The organism is Falsiroseomonas ponticola (genome assembly GCF_016805305.1).
Lineage (GTDB): Bacteria > Pseudomonadota > Alphaproteobacteria > Acetobacterales > Acetobacteraceae > Falsiroseomonas > Falsiroseomonas ponticola.
Map to the genome: position 1 here is coordinate 500,608 of NZ_JAERQN010000004.1, position 16,464 is coordinate 517,071.

General features: G+C 72.3%; 17 protein-coding genes. 12 read left to right on the top strand and 5 right to left on the bottom strand.

Features of this window, described 5'->3' with window-relative positions; all coding sequences use genetic code 11:
- The 3 genes from JJI54_RS15420 to JJI54_RS15430 are packed head-to-tail and all read left to right on the top strand — an operon-like array spanning position 1 to position 2,743.
- Entirely contained in the window at positions 1-966 is a 966-nt protein-coding gene (locus JJI54_RS15420; RefSeq protein ID WP_203073882.1) for an ABC transporter substrate-binding protein, read from the top strand.
- Positions 966-1,727 (top strand): ABC transporter permease, encoded by a 762-nt coding sequence (locus JJI54_RS15425; RefSeq protein WP_203073883.1) that lies wholly within the window; start codon positions 966-968, stop codon positions 1,725-1,727. Before JJI54_RS15420 ends, JJI54_RS15425 begins: the two co-directional genes overlap by 1 nt.
- A gap of 59 nt (positions 1,728-1,786) precedes the next feature.
- The gene (locus JJI54_RS15430; RefSeq protein WP_203073884.1) at positions 1,787-2,743 is read left to right on the top strand and encodes a radical SAM protein; all 957 of its coding nucleotides are present in this window, start codon (positions 1,787-1,789) and stop codon (positions 2,741-2,743) included.
- Positions 2,744-2,900: 157 nt separating this feature from the next.
- Here JJI54_RS15430 and JJI54_RS15435 read toward each other — a convergent pair whose 3' ends face one another.
- On the bottom strand, positions 2,901-3,590 hold the full coding sequence (locus JJI54_RS15435; protein WP_203073885.1) for a cyclase family protein: 690 nt from the start codon (positions 3,588-3,590) through the stop codon (positions 2,901-2,903).
- Positions 3,591-3,698: 108 nt separating this feature from the next.
- Between JJI54_RS15435 and JJI54_RS15440 the strand changes: the two genes are divergently transcribed.
- Positions 3,699-4,634, top strand: coding sequence for a glutathione S-transferase family protein (locus JJI54_RS15440; protein ID WP_318987516.1), 936 nt, complete (start codon positions 3,699-3,701; stop codon positions 4,632-4,634).
- Here JJI54_RS15440 and JJI54_RS15445 read toward each other — a convergent pair.
- A complete protein-coding gene (locus tag JJI54_RS15445) occupies positions 4,610-5,101 on the bottom strand; it encodes a MarR family winged helix-turn-helix transcriptional regulator (protein WP_203073887.1) in 492 nt (163 codons plus the stop codon). The two genes, JJI54_RS15440 and JJI54_RS15445, sit on opposite strands and share 25 nt — an antisense overlap.
- A gap of 133 nt (positions 5,102-5,234) precedes the next feature.
- On the opposite strand from JJI54_RS15445, the gene JJI54_RS15450 reads away from it, so the two are divergent.
- Complete coding sequence (locus JJI54_RS15450; protein WP_203073888.1) at positions 5,235-6,278, top strand: glycosyltransferase family 2 protein; 1,044 nt, start codon at positions 5,235-5,237, stop codon at positions 6,276-6,278.
- Here JJI54_RS15450 and JJI54_RS15455 read toward each other — a convergent pair.
- Positions 6,262-7,722, bottom strand: a complete 1,461-nt coding sequence (locus JJI54_RS15455) for a DUF6311 domain-containing protein (RefSeq protein ID WP_203073889.1) — start codon at positions 7,720-7,722, stop codon at positions 6,262-6,264. The genes JJI54_RS15450 and JJI54_RS15455 overlap by 17 nt on opposite strands.
- A 239-nt stretch (positions 7,723-7,961) precedes the next feature.
- Positions 7,962-8,153: a hypothetical protein gene (locus tag JJI54_RS15460; protein ID WP_203073890.1), complete on the bottom strand. Its 192-nt coding sequence runs from the start codon at positions 8,151-8,153 to the stop codon at positions 7,962-7,964.
- A gap of 303 nt (positions 8,154-8,456) precedes the next feature.
- On the opposite strand from JJI54_RS15460, the gene JJI54_RS15465 reads away from it, so the two are divergent.
- From JJI54_RS15465 to JJI54_RS15495, 7 genes are all read left to right on the top strand, one after another.
- The gene (locus JJI54_RS15465) at positions 8,457-9,206 is read left to right on the top strand and encodes a sugar transferase (protein ID WP_226381774.1); all 750 of its coding nucleotides are present in this window, start codon (positions 8,457-8,459) and stop codon (positions 9,204-9,206) included.
- Positions 9,207-9,278: 72 nt separating this feature from the next.
- On the top strand, positions 9,279-10,832 hold the full coding sequence (locus JJI54_RS15470) for a flippase (RefSeq protein ID WP_203073891.1): 1,554 nt from the start codon (positions 9,279-9,281) through the stop codon (positions 10,830-10,832).
- Positions 10,829-11,887, top strand: coding sequence for a glycosyltransferase family 4 protein (locus tag JJI54_RS15475; protein WP_203073892.1), 1,059 nt, complete (start codon positions 10,829-10,831; stop codon positions 11,885-11,887). The genes JJI54_RS15470 and JJI54_RS15475 overlap by 4 nt, the downstream gene beginning before the upstream one ends.
- Positions 11,884-12,990, top strand: coding sequence for a glycosyltransferase (locus JJI54_RS15480; RefSeq protein ID WP_203073893.1), 1,107 nt, complete (start codon positions 11,884-11,886; stop codon positions 12,988-12,990). The genes JJI54_RS15475 and JJI54_RS15480 overlap by 4 nt, the downstream gene beginning before the upstream one ends.
- Positions 12,987-13,865 carry a glycosyltransferase family 2 protein gene (locus JJI54_RS15485; protein WP_203073894.1) on the top strand — a complete coding sequence of 293 codons (879 nt, stop codon included), beginning with the start codon at positions 12,987-12,989 and terminating at the stop codon, positions 13,863-13,865. Before JJI54_RS15480 ends, JJI54_RS15485 begins: the two co-directional genes overlap by 4 nt.
- Entirely contained in the window at positions 13,865-14,737 is an 873-nt protein-coding gene (locus JJI54_RS15490) for a glycosyltransferase family 2 protein (protein ID WP_203073895.1), read from the top strand. Before JJI54_RS15485 ends, JJI54_RS15490 begins: the two co-directional genes overlap by 1 nt.
- Complete coding sequence (locus tag JJI54_RS15495) at positions 14,737-15,534, top strand: YdcF family protein (RefSeq protein WP_203073896.1); 798 nt, start codon at positions 14,737-14,739, stop codon at positions 15,532-15,534. The genes JJI54_RS15490 and JJI54_RS15495 overlap by 1 nt, the downstream gene beginning before the upstream one ends.
- A gap of 4 nt (positions 15,535-15,538) precedes the next feature.
- Here the strand turns inward: JJI54_RS15495 and JJI54_RS15500 are convergent, their stop codons facing one another.
- Entirely contained in the window at positions 15,539-16,402 is an 864-nt protein-coding gene (locus tag JJI54_RS15500; RefSeq protein WP_203073897.1) for a LysR family transcriptional regulator, read from the bottom strand.
- Positions 16,403-16,464 lie beyond the last annotated feature (62 nt).

Genomic DNA, 16,464 nt, shown 5'->3' on the forward strand with positions numbered 1-16,464 from the left:
ATGAGCCTCACCCGCCGCACCGCCCTCGCTGCCGCGCTCGCCACGCCGCTCGCCGCCCCCGCCTTCGCGCAGGGCGCGCTGACGCGCATGCGCGTCTCCGTCATCCCCGTGCTGGACGTGGCTCCGCTGCACGCCGCCATCCGTGAAGGCTATTTCGCCGCGGAGGGGATCGAGATCGACACCTCCACCACCGCAGGCGGCGCCACCGGCCTGCCGGGGCTCGTCGCCGGGCAGTTCCGCGTCGTCTTCTCCAACGTCGTCTCCATCATGCTCGGCGTGCGGGAGGGGCTGGATTTCCGCTTCGTCTCCGGTGCCTCCCGCGCCAAGGACAGCCCGCCGGACATCCTGGCGCTGCTGGTGCGCAAGGGCAGCGGCATCCGGACGGGCCGCGACCTCGAAGGCAAGCGCCTGGCCTCCAACACCCGCAACAACATCGTCTGGCTGCGCGGCATGGCCTGGGTGGAGAAGACCGGCGGCGACTGGCGCCGCGTCAACACCGTGGAGGTCCCCTTCCCGCAGATGGCGGATGCGCTGGCCGGCGGCCAGGTGGATGCCGCCATCTTCTCCGAACCCTTCGTCGCCGCCGCCCTCGAAACCCATGGCGACCGGCTGGAGCGCATCGGCTGGCCGATGAGCGAAACCGCGCCCGGCGGCACCAACGCGCAATACGTCGCCATGGCCGATGATTTGTCCCGCAATGGCGATCTCTTCGACCGTTTCGGCCGCGCGCTGCACAAGGGCGTGGACTGGGTGAACGAGCGCCAGGGCCAGCCCGCCCTGCTGGAGCTGATCTCGGCCTTCTCCCGCGTCCCCCTCGCGCGGCTGCAGAACACCGCGCTGCCCGCCTATCCCAAGGCGGTCACATCAGCGGAGCTGGACGAGGTCGTCGCGACCATGACGCGCTACGGCCTCGGCGGCCGCTACCCCGCCAGCGCCTCCCTCATCTTCCGCACCGCCCGCGGCTGATGAAGGTCACCTCCGGCACCTGGCTCATCCTCGGCCTGCTGGCGCTGTGGGAGGCCTCCGCCCGGCTCGGCTGGGTGGATTCCCCCAATTGGCCGGCGCTGAGCCAGGTACTGGCGGCGCTGGCGCGGGACATGGCGACGGGCGAACTCCCCGCGCGCATCGGCGGATCGCTCTGGCGCATGGCCGCCGGGCTGGTGGCGGGTGGCCTAGCGGGGGTGCTGGTCGGCCTCGCCTTCGCGCTGGTGCCGCTGACGGCCAGGCTCTTCGGCATGCTGGTGGAGCTGCTGCGCCCCATCCCGGTGCCGGCCGTGATCCCGCCGCTGGTGCTCTTCCTCGGCCTCGATGATCCCATGAAGATCACCGTGGTCGCGCTGACGGTCTTCTTCCCCGTCCTGACCAACACGCTGCAGGGCGTGCAGGCGGTGGAGCCCGATTCCATCGCCATGGGCCGCACCTTCGGCATCGGCCCGCTCCGCCGCGCTGGCTTCATCATCCTGCCCGCCGCGCTTCCCGCCATCCTCGCCGGCTTCCGCGTGGCCCTGGCGCTCGCGCTGGTCGTGACCGTGGTGGCGGAGATGATCGCCGGCGAGCAGGGCATCGGCAGCTACCTGGTCCTGATGCAGTTCGCGGGCCGGGCGCCGGAGATGTATGGCGTGATCGTGCTGCTCGCCGCGCTCGGTTACGCCCTCAACCGAGGCTTCGTCGCCCTTGAACGCCGCCTCATCGCCTGGTGGTACGCCGCGGGGCGGGAGGTCGCGTAACCCCTCCCCTATTCCGCGCGAAGCCCTATCTTCAGGCCATCGCGTCGAAAGCATCGCCCTTGTCCATCGCCCTGCCGAAGCCGCTCCTCCCCGGCAAGTTCCAGGACCCCGTCACGACGCTGAAGGGGGAGCGCCGCGCGACCGTGGCGCTGACGGGGCTGCGCACCCTCTGGTTCAACACCGGCACGCTCTGCAACATCACCTGCCAAGGCTGCTACATCGAAAGCAGCCCGCGCAACGACGCGCTTTCCTACCTCTCCGCCGCCGATGTCACGACCTTCCTGGACGAGGCGGAGGCGGACGGATTGCCACTGGAGGAAGTCGGCTTCACCGGCGGCGAGCCCTTCATGAACCCAGGCCTGGTCCCGATGCTGGCCGATGTCCTGTCCCGCCCGGGCCTGCGCGCGCTGGTGCTGACCAACGCGATGCAGCCGATGCGACGCTACGCGCAGCCGCTGCTGGATCTCCGCGACCGCTTCGGCACGGACCGCCTGACGCTCCGCGTCAGCCTCGACCATTTCGAGGCCACCCACCATGACGCCGAACGCGGCGAGGGCAGCTTTGCCAGGACCATGGAAGGCCTGAGATGGCTCGCCCGCGAGGGTTTTCGCCTGAACGTCGCCGGCCGCGCCAGCTTCGGCGGCCAGGACGAGGCCGCGATGCGCGCCGGCTTCGCGCAACTCTTCGCCGCCCACGCCATCCCGGTCGAGGCCAGCGACCCGGTGGCGCTGATGCTCTTCCCGGAGATGGATGCCCGGGTGGATGTGCCGGAGATCACGGAAGCCTGCTGGGGCATCCTCAACAAATCCCCGGACAGCCTGATGTGCGCGTCATCGCGCATGGTGGTGAAGCGCCGCGGCGCCGCCGCCCCCGCCGTCATCGCCTGCACCCTGCTGCCCTATGACAGCCAGTTCGAGCTGGGCGCCACCCTGGCGGAGGCCGCGCGCCCGGTCGCGCTCAACCACCCCCATTGCGCCAAGTTCTGCGTGCTCGGCGGGGCCGCCTGCAGCCGCTGAGCGCCCATCTGGAAGTCGGCGCTCGGTACAGCGGATTTAGCCCTTTTAGTGCCTTTAGCACCGATTCCGAGGGCCCCCGCCGGGCGCAGGGGTGGCGTTGATGTCCCGAACATAGCAGGAACATCGCGCCGGGGCCAGCGAAACCGGGCCGCCGCCCCTATTCGAAGATGGCCACCGCCCGGATCGGGCTCGCCGTGCCGCCCCGGATCTTCAGCGGGAAGGCGACGAAGCGGAACCGCCCGCGGCCGACCAGCGCCTCCAGGTTATACAGGCACTCGATATGCGTGATGCCCCGCTCCGCGCAGGCCATATGCGCCAGGAAATTGGGCTCCCCCTCCGGCGCGGGGCTGATCGCCTCCACCCCGAACATGCCGATGCCGCGATCCGCCAGCCAATGCACGCTGTCCAGCGCCAGGCCCGGGAAATCATGCAGGTAGCCCGGCTTGCCGAGCAGCCTGGCGTTGACCCCCATATGGATCAGCACCGTGTCGCCCGGCCGGATCTCCTGCCCGCTCGCTGCCAGCGCCGCCTCCATCTCCGCCACGGTGATGGCGTGCTTGAGCGGCACATGGGACAGGTCCAGGCAGATGCCCTGCGTGTAGAATTTCTCCAGCGGCACCTGGTCGATGGAGGCCGCGCCCGGGCGCGGGTCGAAATGCACCGGCGCGTCCACATGCGTCCCCGCATGGTCGCTCATCGCCAGCGACATCGCCTTGCTGCTGAAGGTGGTCTTGCCCGCCACCTTCTTCTCGCCGTGGTCGTTCCACACCGTCATCACCACCGGCGGGTGGGAAGGGTGGGTCTGCGTCCGGTGGAAGATCTCCCGGCTCAGATCGACGAATTCCATGGCAACCCCTCCCCCTGGCATCACACCCGCCATCAGGGGCGCTGACGCGCGCCCCGTCCAGCCCCACATCCCGCCTGGATCGCGGGAGCAGGCATCTTGGGACAATTGGTGGACGGCGTCTGGACCACGGAGGACCGCAAGACCGGCAGCGATGGCGCCTTCCAGCGCGCCGCGACCAGCTTCCGGGACCGCATCGCGCCAAGCGGCCCCTTCCCGCCGGAGCCCGGGCGCTACCGCCTCTATGTCTCCCTCGCCTGCCCCTGGGCGCACCGCACGCTGATCTTCCGCGCGCTCAAGGGCCTCGCGGACATCATCCCCGTCTCCGTCACCCATTGGCACATGGGCGAGAATGGCTGGGGGTTCGAGCCAGCGCCCGGCGTGGTGCCCGACCCCGTCTTCGGCGCCCGCCACCTGCACCAGCTCTATGCGGCCGCCAGCCCCGGCTTCACCGGCCGCGTCACCGTCCCCGTGCTGCTGGACACCCAGAGCCGCCGCATCGTGAACAATGAATCCGCGGAGATCATCCGCATCCTGAACTCGGCCTTCGACGGCATCGGCGCCCTGCAAGGCGACTACGCCCCGGCAGACCTGCTGCCGGAGATCGAGGCGGTGAACGCCCGGGTCTATGAGACGCTGAACAACGGCGTCTATCGCTGCGGCTTCGCCCGCAGCCAGGCCGCCTATGACGCCGCCATCACGCCGCTGTTCGAGACGCTGGACTGGCTGGAGGACCGCCTGGCGCGCCAGCGCTTCCTCTGCGGAGACCGGATCACGGAAGCCGATTGGCGGCTCTTCACCACCCTCATCCGCTTCGACGCCGTCTATCACGGCCACTTCAAGTGCAACCTGCGCCGGATCGCGGACTACCCCGCGCTGATGGACCACACCCGGTCCCTGCTCGCCTGGCCCGGCGTGGCGGAGACGGTCGATCTCCATCACATCCGCCACCACTACTATGGCAGCCACCGCCACCTGAACCCGAGCGGCATCGTGCCGGCCGGGCCCCTTCTCGACCTGGATCAGCCGGGCTCCCGCGGCCCCTGAGCGGCGAGCGCCGCCTGGCGGCGGGCCTCCGCCGTCAGCAGGCGGATCGCCTCCTCCAGCATCGCCAGGCTGCCGGGGGGCAGCGCGGCGCGGAAGGCCGCCTCCCGCTCCCGCGCCGCGCGCATCAGCCCGTCCTGCACCCGCTGCCCCTCGGCGGAAAGGCGCAGCGCCACCTCCCGCCCGTCGCTCGGCCCCGATTCGCGCTCCACCAGCCCGCGCGCCACCAGCGCCTTCACCGCCCGGCTGGCCTGCGCCTTGTCCAGCCCGCTTTCCCGCGCCAGGTCGCGGAGCGTCAGCGGCGCGAAGCCGCCGAGCAGCGCCAGGATGCGCCATTCCATCAGGCTGACGCCGAATTCCTGCCGGTAGCGCAGCGCCGCGCCCCGGCTGAGCGCATTCGCCAGGCGGTGGATGCGGTAGGACAGCAGGTCACGAATGGTTGCGGCGGCGGCCGGGTCGGGGCTGGACATCGGCCGGAATCGTCGCGGCAGCGCCGCCCGGCGTCAACGCCCGCGCCCGCCGGGCCCGCAAAGCGGTTGACCTGCCGCCACCCTGCCCGCAGATCGCCGTGGAACCGCCGCATGGCGGAAGGATTCATTGCGCATGTCCACGCAACTCGCCGCCCGCCCGCCGCTCGCCGCCGCCCCCGGCCTGACCGCCGCCACCACCCGCCCGGCGGAGGCCCGCCCGGCGCTGTCCGTCGTCGTGCCCGCCTATAACGAGCAGGAGGTCCTGCCCGCCTTCCATGCCCGCCTGGCGCCGGTGATGGAGGCGATCGGCCTGCCCTGGGAGGTCGTCTATGTGAATGACGGCAGCCGGGACGGCACGCTGGCGCTGATGGAGGCGCTGAAGGCCGAGGATCCCCGCGTCGCCGTGCTCAACCTCAGCCGCAATTTCGGCAAGGAGATCGCGCTGACCGCGGGGCTGGACCACGCCGCGGCGACGGATGCCGTGATCGTCATCGATGCCGATTTGCAGGACCCGCCGGAGGTGATCCCGGACCTGGTGGCGGCCTGGCGCGGCCAGGGGGTGGACATCGCCTATGCCCAGCGCCGGGTGCGGGAAGGCGAGACCTGGGCCAAGAAGGCGACGGCCAGCGCCTTCTACCGCGTGATGCAGCGGATCGGCGGCAAGGTGAAGCTGCCGCCCAATACCGGCGATTTCCGCCTGATGTCCCGCCGCGCGCTGGATGCGCTGCTGAGCCTGCGCGAACAGCACCGCTTCATGAAGGGGCTCTTCGCCTGGGTCGGCTTCCCCTCCGTCGCCGTGCTGTATGACCGCGCGCCGCGGGCGGCGGGCGAGACCAAGTGGAACTACTGGAAGCTCTGGAACCTGTCGCTGGAGGGCATCACCTCCTTCACCGTGGCGCCGCTGAAGGTGGCGACCTATCTCGGCCTGGCCACCGCGGTCTTCGCCGCGGGCTACGGCGTCCTCATCATCCTGCGCACCATGATCTGGGGGAACCCGGTCGCGGGCTATCCCAGCCTGATGGCGGTGGTGCTCTTCCTCGGCGGCGTGCAGCTGATGACGCTCGGCATCATCGGCGAATATCTCGGCCGCATCTTCAACGAGACCAAGGGCCGCCCCCTCTATTTGGTGGAGCGGCACCTGCCGAGCGGCCCGCCCGCCCTCAGCGGCAGAGAATGAGCGGGCCGGCCGGCCCGCACCGCGCCGCGCCATCCGGCACCAGGGGCGCCAGGGCGGGCAGCGCGGCGGGCAGGATGACGCGGACCTCGCCCTCGGCCAGCGGCGCGGCGGCCAGCGCCCGGTCCCGGCAGGCCGGCGGCGTCCGCCAGCGCGCCACATACATGGTGCTGGCCGGCACCGCGCGTTCGGAGGCGAGGGCCAGCGTCTCCAGCAGCAGGGCGTAGGTCTCCCCGCCCGTGGCGTGGTCCACGCAGGGCCAGGAGGGCAGCAGGGTCAGCGACCGGGCCTCCGCGAAGGCCTCCCGCAGCGCGGGCGCATCGATGTCCCAGGCCGGCCTCGCCCCCGCCCAATCCGCGATGGCGCGGCGCAGCGGCGCGGCATCGGCCAGCTGCGCCAGCCCCGCCAGCAGGCACAGCACCGGCCCCGCCCGCCCCGCCCTGGCCAGCAGCACCATGGCGCCCACCAGCAGCGCATAGCCCACCGGCCAGAAGAAGCGGCCGGAGGCCCTGAACTGCTCCAGCGGCCCCGGCGCGGGGCCGAGGTCCAGCACGATCTCCGCCCCGAAGCCCACGCGATGCGTCACCGCCAGGGCCGTCAGCGCCGCCAGCACCACGGCCAGGCCGGCATGCTTGCAGGCGAGCTTCCAGGCGGCGCGCGGCCGCGCCAGCACGCCCAGCACGAAGGCGCCCAGCAGCCCGAAGCCCAGCCAGTTGTAGCCTTCCCACCCGCCATGGCCGGTCGCGTCCAGCTGCGGCGCCCAGGGCCAGCCGGCAAACCAGGACCCCGCCGGCCAGACGGGCGAGAGCAGGTTCATGGCGAACATCCCGTAGCCGCCATCCCCCTGCGCGCCGAGGTAGCCGAACCCCGCCATGACAGCGGCCACCGCCGCCAGCGCCACCGCCACCGCCAGGGCGGGGCCGATGAAGGCCTCCCCCCGCAGCAGCCGCGTGGCCGGCACGGCGCCCAGCAGCGCCAGCGTCATGGCGGCGAGGTAGGGGTGCACCAGCAGCGCCGCGACCTGCAAGGCGCCGGCACCGATCCACCGCCCCACGGTCGGTCGCCGGACCAGGCGCAGATACACCCCCAGGCCGAGCAACAGAAGAAAGTGGCCGCAGAGCGCGGCATGGCCGAAGCGCCCGATGAAGGCGGGCATGGAAGCCGCGGCCAGGGCGACGCCGATCGCGGGCAGGATCCGCGTCTCCCCCGCCCCGCGCAGCGCCCAGACGGCGGCCAGGGGCTGCGCCACCCAGGCCAGGCCGTAGAACAGGCCGACACCGTGGAACCCTTCAGGCAGCAGCCCGCGCAGCAGCTTCAGCAGCAGCGCCAGCAGCGGGATCGAATCGGCGAAGACGGTGTTCAGCCCGCCTTCCTGGGTGTTCAGCGTGGCGGCGAAGGTGGGCGGCCAGCGCCAGGCATCCGTGATGAGGTAGCGCTGCGCCACCATGTGCTGCGCCGCATCCCCCGCCGGGCGCCAGGCCTGGCCCGCCGCGGGGAACAGGAAATCCAGCGGGAAGAGATGCAGCGCCAGGGCCAGGCCGATGGCCAGCGCCGCCAGGTAGGATGCCGCCGCGTCACGGCCCGCATCGGGGCCCGCATCGGGGAATGAGTGCTTCAGGGCGGCGGTTCCTCGGCGCGCGGATCGCCCTGCGCCTTACGCCGCCGGCGCCGCGCCCGGCAAGGCGGCTACAGAAGGGCGGCGAGTCCCGCCCAGAACAGGACGGAGATCAGCACCGCCAGCGCGATGCCGCGTGCCGGCGCGCCCTGTTCGGGCCGTGGCAGGGGCCGCCAGGGCTCGTACCGCACGGGCTGGTCCGGCCGCGGGGCGTCCCAGGCGGGTGCGGGCTTGTTGGGTACCGGGCCTCTCCGGGCCCCCATGGTCTGGCGATGCTGGCGCATGGCGAAATTGTGGCACGACCCGCCACGAAGCGCCCGCGAAAAGCGCGCGACGAGCGAATTTTCAATGACTCCCCGGCAGATTGCCGCACCGCCACAATCCCGCCGCAACCCCGTCGCAAACCCGCCGGTCAGTAGGGCTAACCCTTATCGTCGAGGGAAAGGTCCCGAGGATTGAACCGCCCGCGCACCAAGGCCACTTCGCCCTGGTGAGTGGCCGGAACAGTTCCGGATCGGACCCAAGTCAACGCAAGCCGCGGCCCCCGCCGCATCACGAGGACCTCCATGCCTGGCCTGGAAGCCGTCCAGACGCTCGCCCCCGAGCATGAGACGAAGCGATCGGCGATCCCGCATCCGGTGTTCGCGGGCGGCATGCCCGGACAGGCCCGCATCGGCGCCGATGCCTCCGCGCCCGGGGAGAAGGCGCGACTCGCCGCCAAGCGGACGCTCGACATCCTGGGCGCCGGCGCCCTGCTGCTGGCCACGCTGCCGGTCTTCATCATCCTCGCCATCCTGGTGAAGATGGATGGCGGCAAGGTGTTCTATGCGCATGAGCGGGTGGGCCGGGGCGGGCGCCTCTTCGGCTGCCTCAAGTTCCGCTCCATGGTGGCGGATGCCGATCGCCGCCTGGCGGCGCTGATCGAGCGCGACCCGATCGCCCGGGCGGAATGGGAATCGACCCGCAAGCTGAAGAACGACCCGCGCGTCACCTGGGTGGGCCGCTTCCTCCGCGCCTCCTCGCTGGATGAGCTGCCGCAGATCATCAACGTGCTGAAGGGCGACATGAGCCTGGTCGGCCCCCGGCCGGTGCAGGCGGCGGAACTCGCGGCCTATTACGGCCAGGCCGCGCAGCACTACCTGGCGGTTCGCCCGGGCATCACCGGCCCCTGGCAGGTGAGCGGCCGCAGCGACACCTCCTACGCCCAGCGCGTGGCGCTCGATGTCGCCTATGTGATGCACCCGTCGCTGCTGAACGACATCCGCATCCTGCTCCGCACCCCGGCCGCCGTCCTGGCCCGCCGCGGCGCCTACTAGAGCTTCACCGAACCACGACCATTCGGGCCCGCGGCACGCGCCGCGGGTCCCTTCACAGGGATGGCGCACGCCATGGCCGAACTGGCCGACAAGGGCGCCTCCGGCGTTGCCGAACAGCGCGCCTCCGGCGGCCGGCTCCTGTCCGGCACGCTCTGGAACGCAGCGGGGCGGGGCCTGCCCCTTCTCCTCGCCCTCGCCCTCACGCCCGTGCTGGTCCACCAGATGGGGCTGGACCGCTGGGGCCTCTTCACCCTCGCCCTCGCTTTGGTCGGCGTCTTCGGGGTCTTCGACCTCGGCGTCGGCGCGGCGCTGACCCGCGCGCTGTCGGCCCGCATCGGCGCGGGCGAGACGGACGGCGCGGCGGACCTCGCGGGGGCGGCGATCAGCGCGCTGTTCCTGCTGAGCGCCGCCGTCGCGGCGGCCGCCTTCGCCTTCATCCCCTGGCTGGTGGGCAGCCTGCTGAACACCCCGCCGGCCCTGCAGGCGGAAGCGACCACAGCCTTCCGCGTGCTCTGCGCCGCCGCGCCGCTGGTGGTGGTGAATGCCGCGCTGTGGGGGACGCTGGCGGCGCATCAGCGCTTCCGGGAAGCCAACCTCGTCACCATCCCCGTCGCGATCTTCTACTACCTCGGCCCCGTGCTGGTGCTGCTGGTCTGGCAGAGCCTGGTCGGCGTGATCCTGGCGCTGGTGCTGTGCCGCCTGGCCAATACGGTCTGCTACCTCTGGCTGGCGCGGCGGGACCTGCCGGGCCTCAGGCCCGGCTGGCCGCGCTGGTCGCTGGTCGGGCCCCTGGTGCGCATGGGCGGCTGGATGAGCGCATCCGGCATCCTGACCCAGGCGCTGCTCTATGCCGACCGCTTCCTGGTGGGCGCGGTGCTGACGCTGACGGCGGTCGCCTTCTACGCCACGCCGCTCGACCTCGTGATGCGGATGTGGATCCTGCCCGTCGCGGTGGCGCAGGCGCTGCTGCCGGCCATGGCCAGCGTCTTCGCCACCCATGCGGAAGCCACCGCCGGGCTGCTGCGGCGCGGCGCGCTGATGGTGATGGCCATGGTCCTGCCCGCCTGCCTGGTGCTGGTGGCCGCCGGGCCGCTGGTGCTGCAGCTCTGGCTCGGCGCCGAATTCGCGGCCGGCGGCGGGCGCGTGCTGCAGATCCTCGCCGTCGGCATCTTCTTCTCCTGCGCCGCCTTCGCGCCCGGCGCGCTGCTGGATGCGATCGGCCGGCCGGACCTGAACGCCAAGTGGCAGCTGGCGCAGGCGCTGGTCTTCCTGCCGCTCTCGGCTGGCCTGCTGCTGTGGCTGGGGATCGAGGGCGCGGCCTGCGCCTGGGCGCTGCGCTGCGCGGCGGATTGCCTCGGCCGCCTGGCGCTGGTCGCGCGCTTCTACCCCGCCGCGGCCGATGCCGCGCGGCGCCTGGCCGCGCCGCTTCTGGCCGGCGGCGCGGGCCTGTCGCTGCTGCTGCTGCCGGCCGGCCCCTGGGCGCTGGCCGCGCTCGGCCTGCTGGCGATCATCGCCTTCACCGCCGCGGGCCTGCCCGCCCTCACCCCCAACGAGCGCCAGGATGCGCGCGGCCTGCTGCGCCGCCCCTGGCGGATCCGCGCCGTGCTGCGCGGGGAACCCGCATGACCATCGCCATCAATGTCCGCTTCCTGACGCAGAACATGTCGGGCGTGCAGCGCTTCGCGCGCGAGGTGACCACCGCCATGGCCGCGCTGTCGGAAGCCGGCCAGGCGCCGCGGCTGCGCCTGCTGGCGCCGAGGGGCGCGCCCCAGACCTTCGCCGGCCTGCCGGTGGAGGTGGTGGGCCGCCTGTCCGGCCAGGCCTGGGAACAGCTGGAACTGCCCGGCGCCGCGGGGCGGGACGTGCTGCTCAACCTCGGCAACACGGCGCCGCTGCTGCGGGGCGGCGGCCAGGCCGTGGTGATCCACGATGCCGGCGCCTTCGACACGCCGGAATCCTACTCCCTCGCCTTCCGCAGCTGGTACCGCACGCTGCACCTGGCGCTGCCGCGCCTGGGCGCGCAGCTCATCACCGTCTCCGACTTCTCCCGCACCCGCCTCTCCCGCCGCCTCGGCATCGATGCGGAGCGGATCGGCGTGGTGGCGGAAGGCGGCGAGCATGCGCTGCGCGACCCCGCCGACGACGCCGTGCTGGCGAAGCACGGCCTCGCGCCCCGCGGCTACGCGCTGGCCGTCGGCACCCGCGCCGCGCACAAGAACCTGGATGCGCTGCGGGATGCCGTGGCGCTGCTGGCGCAACGCGGGCTGGTGCTGGCGGTGGCCGGCGCCGCCGATGCCAGCGTCTTCCGCAATGCCGGCGACGTGGACGCCGCCAGGGCCCTCGGCCGCGTGACGGATGCGGAGCTGCGCGCGCTGTACGAGAACGCGCTCTGCCTCGTCTTCCCCTCCCGCTACGAAGGCTTCGGCCTGCCGCCGCTGGAGGCGATGTGGTGCCACTGCCCGGTCCTCGCCGCCTCCGCCGGCGCGGTGCCGGAGGTCTGCGGCGATGCCGCCCTCTGGTTCGACGCGGAAGGCCCCCGCACCCCCGCCGCGGCGCTGGCCCGCCTGCTGGACGAGCCGGGCCTTTCGGACCATCTCCGCGCCGCCGGCCGGGCGCGGGCCGAAACCTTCTCCTGGCCCGCCGCCGCGCGGCGCCTGCTTGACCTGGTGGAGCCCCGATGAGGGTCGCGATCGTCCATGAATGGCTCGAGACCTATGCCGGGTCCGAGCGCGTGCTGGAGCAATTGCTGGAGGTCTGGCCGGACGCCGACCTCTTCGTCGTCTGCGACTTCCTGGCCGATAAGGACCGGCACTTCCTGCGGGGCAAGGTGCCGACGACCAGCTTCATCCAGCGCCTGCCGCGCGCCCGCCAGTGGTTCCGCTACTATCTCGGCCTGATGCCGATCGCGGTGGAGCAGTTCGACCTCTCGGCCTATGACCTGGTGCTGTCGTCCTCGCACGCCGTCGCCAAGGGCGTGCTGACGGGGCCGGCGACCTTGCATGTCTCCTACGTCCACAGCCCCATGCGATACGCCTGGGACCTCCAGCACCAGTATCTGCGTCAGGCGCGGATGGAGACGGGGCTGAAGGGCCTGCTGACGCGCTGGCTGCTGGCGCGGATGCGCGGCTGGGACCATGCCTCCGCCGCGCGGCCCGATTTGATCACCGCCAACAGCGCCTGGATCGCCGCGCGCATCCGCAAGACCTGGCGGCGGGAGAGCACGGTGATCCACCCGCCCGTGGACATCGATGGCTTCCCCTTCGAGCCCGCCAAGCAGGACTACTATTTCGTCGCCTCCCGCATGGTGCCCTACAAGCGCATCGACCTGGTCGCCGAGGCTTTTCGTCAGTTGCCCGACAAGCGGCTGATCATCGCCGGCGACGGGCCGGAGATGGCGCGCGTCCGCGAAGCCGCGGGTGACTCGCAGAACATCGAGATCCTGGGCCGCGTGCCGCAGCCCGACCTCATCCGCCTGCTGCAGGGCGCGCGCGCCTTCGTCTTCGCGGCGGAGGAGGATTTCGGCATCGCGATGGTGGAGGCGCAGGCCTGCGGCACGCCCCTCATCGTCTATGGCCGCGGCGGCGCTTCCGACATCGTCGTGCCCGACACCACCGGCGTGCTCTTCCCCGAGCAGACCGCGCAGAGCATCCGCGACGCCGTCGCGCGCTTCGAAACCCTCGCCATCGCCCCCGATGCCTGCCGCGCCAATGCGGAACGCTTCAGCCGCGCCGTCTTCCGCGACCGCATCCAGGCGCTGGTCGCGCAGGGGCTCGCCGTCCGATGATCCGCTTCAGCCTGGTCATGGCGACCCGCGGCCGCACGACCGAGATCGCCGAGTTCCTCGACAGCCTGATCGCGCAGGGCCGCGAGGATGCCGAATGCATCATCGTGGACCAGAATGGCGACGACCGGCTGGCGGCGGTGCTGGCGCCCTATGCGGGGCGCGTGCGGCTGACGCATCGCCGCTCCGCCATCGCCAATGCCAACCACGCCCGCAACCTCGGCCTGCGCGACGCGGTGGGGGAGATCGTCGCCTTTCCCGATGATGACTGCCTCTTCCCGCCGGGCACGCTGGCCATGGTGGACCAGGCCTTCGCCGGCGACCCGCGCCTGATGGTCCTCACCGGCCCCGCCGCCAGCCCCGAAGGCGGCCTCGGCAGTGGCCGCTGGCGCCAAGCCGGCGGGGCGATCACCGCCGAAAATGTCTGGACCAGCGTGATCGAGTTCAACCTCTGGCTCCGCCGCCCCGTCGCCCTGGCGCTGGGCGGCTTCGATGAGGGCATGGGCCCCGGCACGCCCATCGGATCGGCGGAGGGCAATGACCTCGTGCTGCGCGCGGTCGAGGCCGGGCACGAAGCCCGCTACGAACCAGCGCTGCGCGTGGTGCATCCGGACAAGCGCCTCTCCGATGTCGCGACGGCGCGCGCGCTGCTCTATGGCCGCGGCCTCGGCTTCGCGCTGCGGCGGCATGGCGTGGCGCCCGGCGTCTGGCTGCCCTTCGCCATCCGGCCGATCGGCGGCGTCGTCCTCTCCCTGCTCAAGGGGCGGCCGCGCGATGCCGCCTACTACGCCATGACCTTCGCCGGCCGCGCCGCCGGGTTCCTGCGCGGTGACGCGAAGGATGGCCTGGTCCGCGCCCCCATCGAGGGGCAGCGCTGATGAAAATCGCCATCGGCATCGCGACGCGCGGCCGCGCCGCCATCCTGGGCGAGGTGCTGGCGGAACTCCGCCTGCAATCCCGCGCGCCCGACCGCATCATCATCTGCCACGTCACGCCGGATGACGTGACGGGCCTGGCGGAGCGCTTCCCCGCCGTCGAGTTCCTGCCCTCCCCCGCCGGCCTGCCCCGCCAGCGCAACGCCATCCTGGACGCCGCCGCCGATTGCGACGCGGTGCTGTTCCTCGACGATGATTTCCTGCCCGCCCCCGACTACCTCGCGGTGACGGAGCGCGTGCTGGACCTGCATCCGGATTGCGTGGTCACCACCGGCACCGTCATCGCCGATGGCGCCAAGGGCCCGGGGATCGAGGTGCCGGAAGGCCGCGCCATCCTGGCCGATGACCGGTATGAGGGCGATGCGCTGGCGGTCCAGGCGCATTTCAACGGCTATGGCTGCAACATGGCCTTCCGGATGGCGCCGCTGCGCGCCCACGGCATCCGCGTCGATGAGCAGCTGCCGCTCTATGCCTGGTACGAGGATATCGACGTGACGCGCGCGCTCGGCCGCCACGGCTCCATCCTGCGGCTGGCGGGGGCGCGGGGCGTCCACCTCGGCACCAAGTCGGGGCGCGTGGCGGGCAATCGCCTCGGCTACAGCCAGATCGCGAACCCCATCTACCTCGCCCGCAAGGGCACCTTTCCCTGGAGCCACGCCCTGCCCTCCGCCGGGCGGCACATCGCCATGAACGCGCTGCGGTCCCTGGCGCCGGAGCCGCATGTGGACCGCTTCGGGCGGCTGAAGGGCAACCTCCTCGCGCTGTGGGATCTGCTGCGCGGGCGGGCGCATCCCATGCGGATCATGGATCTCTAGTGGAGAGCGTCACCTTCATCGCCTCCAAGGCGCTGTGGATGGTGCTGGCGCCGAACACGGCGGCGCTGCTGCTGGCGCTGCTGGGCCTGGCGCTGGTGTGGCGCGGCCGTCGCTTCGGGCGCTGGCCGCTTCTGCTCGGCCTCGGCTGGTATGCGCTGGTCTTCGCCACCCCGATCGCCGCCTGGCTGACCGTGCCGCTGGAGACCCGCTTCAGCCGCCCCGCCACCCTCCCTGGCCCCGTCACCGGCATCGTCGTGCTGGGCGGCGCCGTGGACCAGGAGATGACGCAGCACCACGGCATCCCGGCGCTCAACGGCGCGGCGGAGCGGATGACGGAGGCCGTGGCCCTGGCCCGCCGCCACCCCGGCGCCCGCCTGCTCTTCACCGGCGGATCGGCCGCCATCATCGCCGGCGGCCCGACCGAGGCCGATACCGCGCGGATGCTCTTCACCGATCTCGGCGTGCCCGCGGATCGCCTGGTCTTCGAGAGCGAAAGCCGCAACACGCATGAGAATGCGGTGCTGTCCTTCCGCGTCGCGCAGCCGAAGCCCGGCGAGACCTGGCTGCTGGTGACCTCCGCCAGCCACATGCCGCGATCCATGGGCGTCTTCCGCCAGGCCGGCTGGACCATCACGCCCTGGCCCGTGAACTACACGACCATGGGGGGCTATGGGCTCGACTATTTCGGCCCCTTCCCGACGCGGCTGAACCAGGCGGAATGGGCGCTGCGGGAGTATGTGGGCCTCGTCGCCTACCGGCTCATGGGCCGGACGAACGCGCTGTTCCCAGCGCCCTGACGCCTCACGCCGCCGCCACCAGGCACTCGCGAAACGCTTCCACCATCCGCGACGGCGCCCGGCTGCGGGAGACGACCATGGTGACCGCGAGCGGCATGCGCGGCCGGATCGGCCTTGTCGCCAGCCCCTGCGCCCGCGCCTCCGCCAGCCCATAGCCATCCAGCAGCGCGATCCCCGCCCCCGCGCGCACCAGCGCGCAGGCGATGCTGGATTGGGAGACCTCGATCGCGATGCGCGCCTCGCCCAGCGCCGCGCCCACGGGCTGCTGCGGGCTCAAGGAGATCACCGCCTCCCCCTCCAGCTCCGCCAGCGCCAGGCTGCGCTTCGCGGCCAGGCGGTGCCCCGGCGGCAGGGCGCAGCCGATCTCGGAGGTGCAGAGCAGCGTCGCCTCCACCCGCGCATCGCCGGTACCGCCGAGGATGACGGCCAGGTCCGCGCGGTGGTCCGCCACCTGGTTCACCGCCTCCAGCGCCGTCGTCGCGCGCAGCCGCAGCATCACGCCCGGCCGCCCGGCGCGGAAGGCCTGGATGGCGCGCGGCAGCAGGGCGGTGGCCAGCACCGGCACGGCGGCCACGGTGAAGCGCCCGCTGCGCCCCGCCCGCAGCGCCGCCGCCAGCCTCTCCACGCCGCCGATCGCGGCGAAGGCGCCCATCAATTCGGGCAGCAGCGCATGCGCCTCCGCCGTCGGCACCAGCCGGTTGCGGTCCCGCGCGAAGAGGGCGAAGCCGAGCCGCGCCTCCGCCTGGCGCAGCATCTTGCTGGCCGCGGGCTGGGACATGCCGAGCTGAAGCGCCGCGCCCGTCACGCCCCCCGCCTCCATCACCGCGCGGAAGACCTCCAGCTCCCGCAAATTCAGCCCCATAACCATCCGTCTATGATCCCGGCCATCCCGGCTATTTGACAGAATGGCCGCCGCTTCGCACCGTCCGC

Coding starts and splice junctions, on each gene's coding strand:
- JJI54_RS15420 (WP_203073882.1), top strand. CDS start 1: ATGAGCCTCACCCGCCGCACCGCCCTCGCTGCCGCGCTCGCCACGCCG.
- JJI54_RS15455 (WP_203073889.1), bottom strand. CDS start 7,722: ATGGTGGCGCAGCGCTACCTCATCACGGATGCCTGGCGCTGGCCGCCC.
- JJI54_RS15465 (WP_226381774.1), top strand. CDS start 8,457: ATGCCTGGCCTGGAAGCCGTCCAGACGCTCGCCCCCGAGCATGAGACG.
- JJI54_RS15425 (WP_203073883.1), top strand. CDS start 966: ATGAAGGTCACCTCCGGCACCTGGCTCATCCTCGGCCTGCTGGCGCTG.
- JJI54_RS15435 (WP_203073885.1), bottom strand. CDS start 3,590: ATGGAATTCGTCGATCTGAGCCGGGAGATCTTCCACCGGACGCAGACC.
- JJI54_RS15445 (WP_203073887.1), bottom strand. CDS start 5,101: ATGTCCAGCCCCGACCCGGCCGCCGCCGCAACCATTCGTGACCTGCTG.
- JJI54_RS15490 (WP_203073895.1), top strand. CDS start 13,865: ATGAAAATCGCCATCGGCATCGCGACGCGCGGCCGCGCCGCCATCCTG.
- JJI54_RS15470 (WP_203073891.1), top strand. CDS start 9,279: ATGGCCGAACTGGCCGACAAGGGCGCCTCCGGCGTTGCCGAACAGCGC.
- JJI54_RS15450 (WP_203073888.1), top strand. CDS start 5,235: ATGTCCACGCAACTCGCCGCCCGCCCGCCGCTCGCCGCCGCCCCCGGC.
- JJI54_RS15475 (WP_203073892.1), top strand. CDS start 10,829: ATGACCATCGCCATCAATGTCCGCTTCCTGACGCAGAACATGTCGGGC.
- JJI54_RS15480 (WP_203073893.1), top strand. CDS start 11,884: ATGAGGGTCGCGATCGTCCATGAATGGCTCGAGACCTATGCCGGGTCC.
- JJI54_RS15500 (WP_203073897.1), bottom strand. CDS start 16,402: ATGGTTATGGGGCTGAATTTGCGGGAGCTGGAGGTCTTCCGCGCGGTG.
- JJI54_RS15485 (WP_203073894.1), top strand. CDS start 12,987: ATGATCCGCTTCAGCCTGGTCATGGCGACCCGCGGCCGCACGACCGAG.
- JJI54_RS15460 (WP_203073890.1), bottom strand. CDS start 8,153: ATGGGGGCCCGGAGAGGCCCGGTACCCAACAAGCCCGCACCCGCCTGG.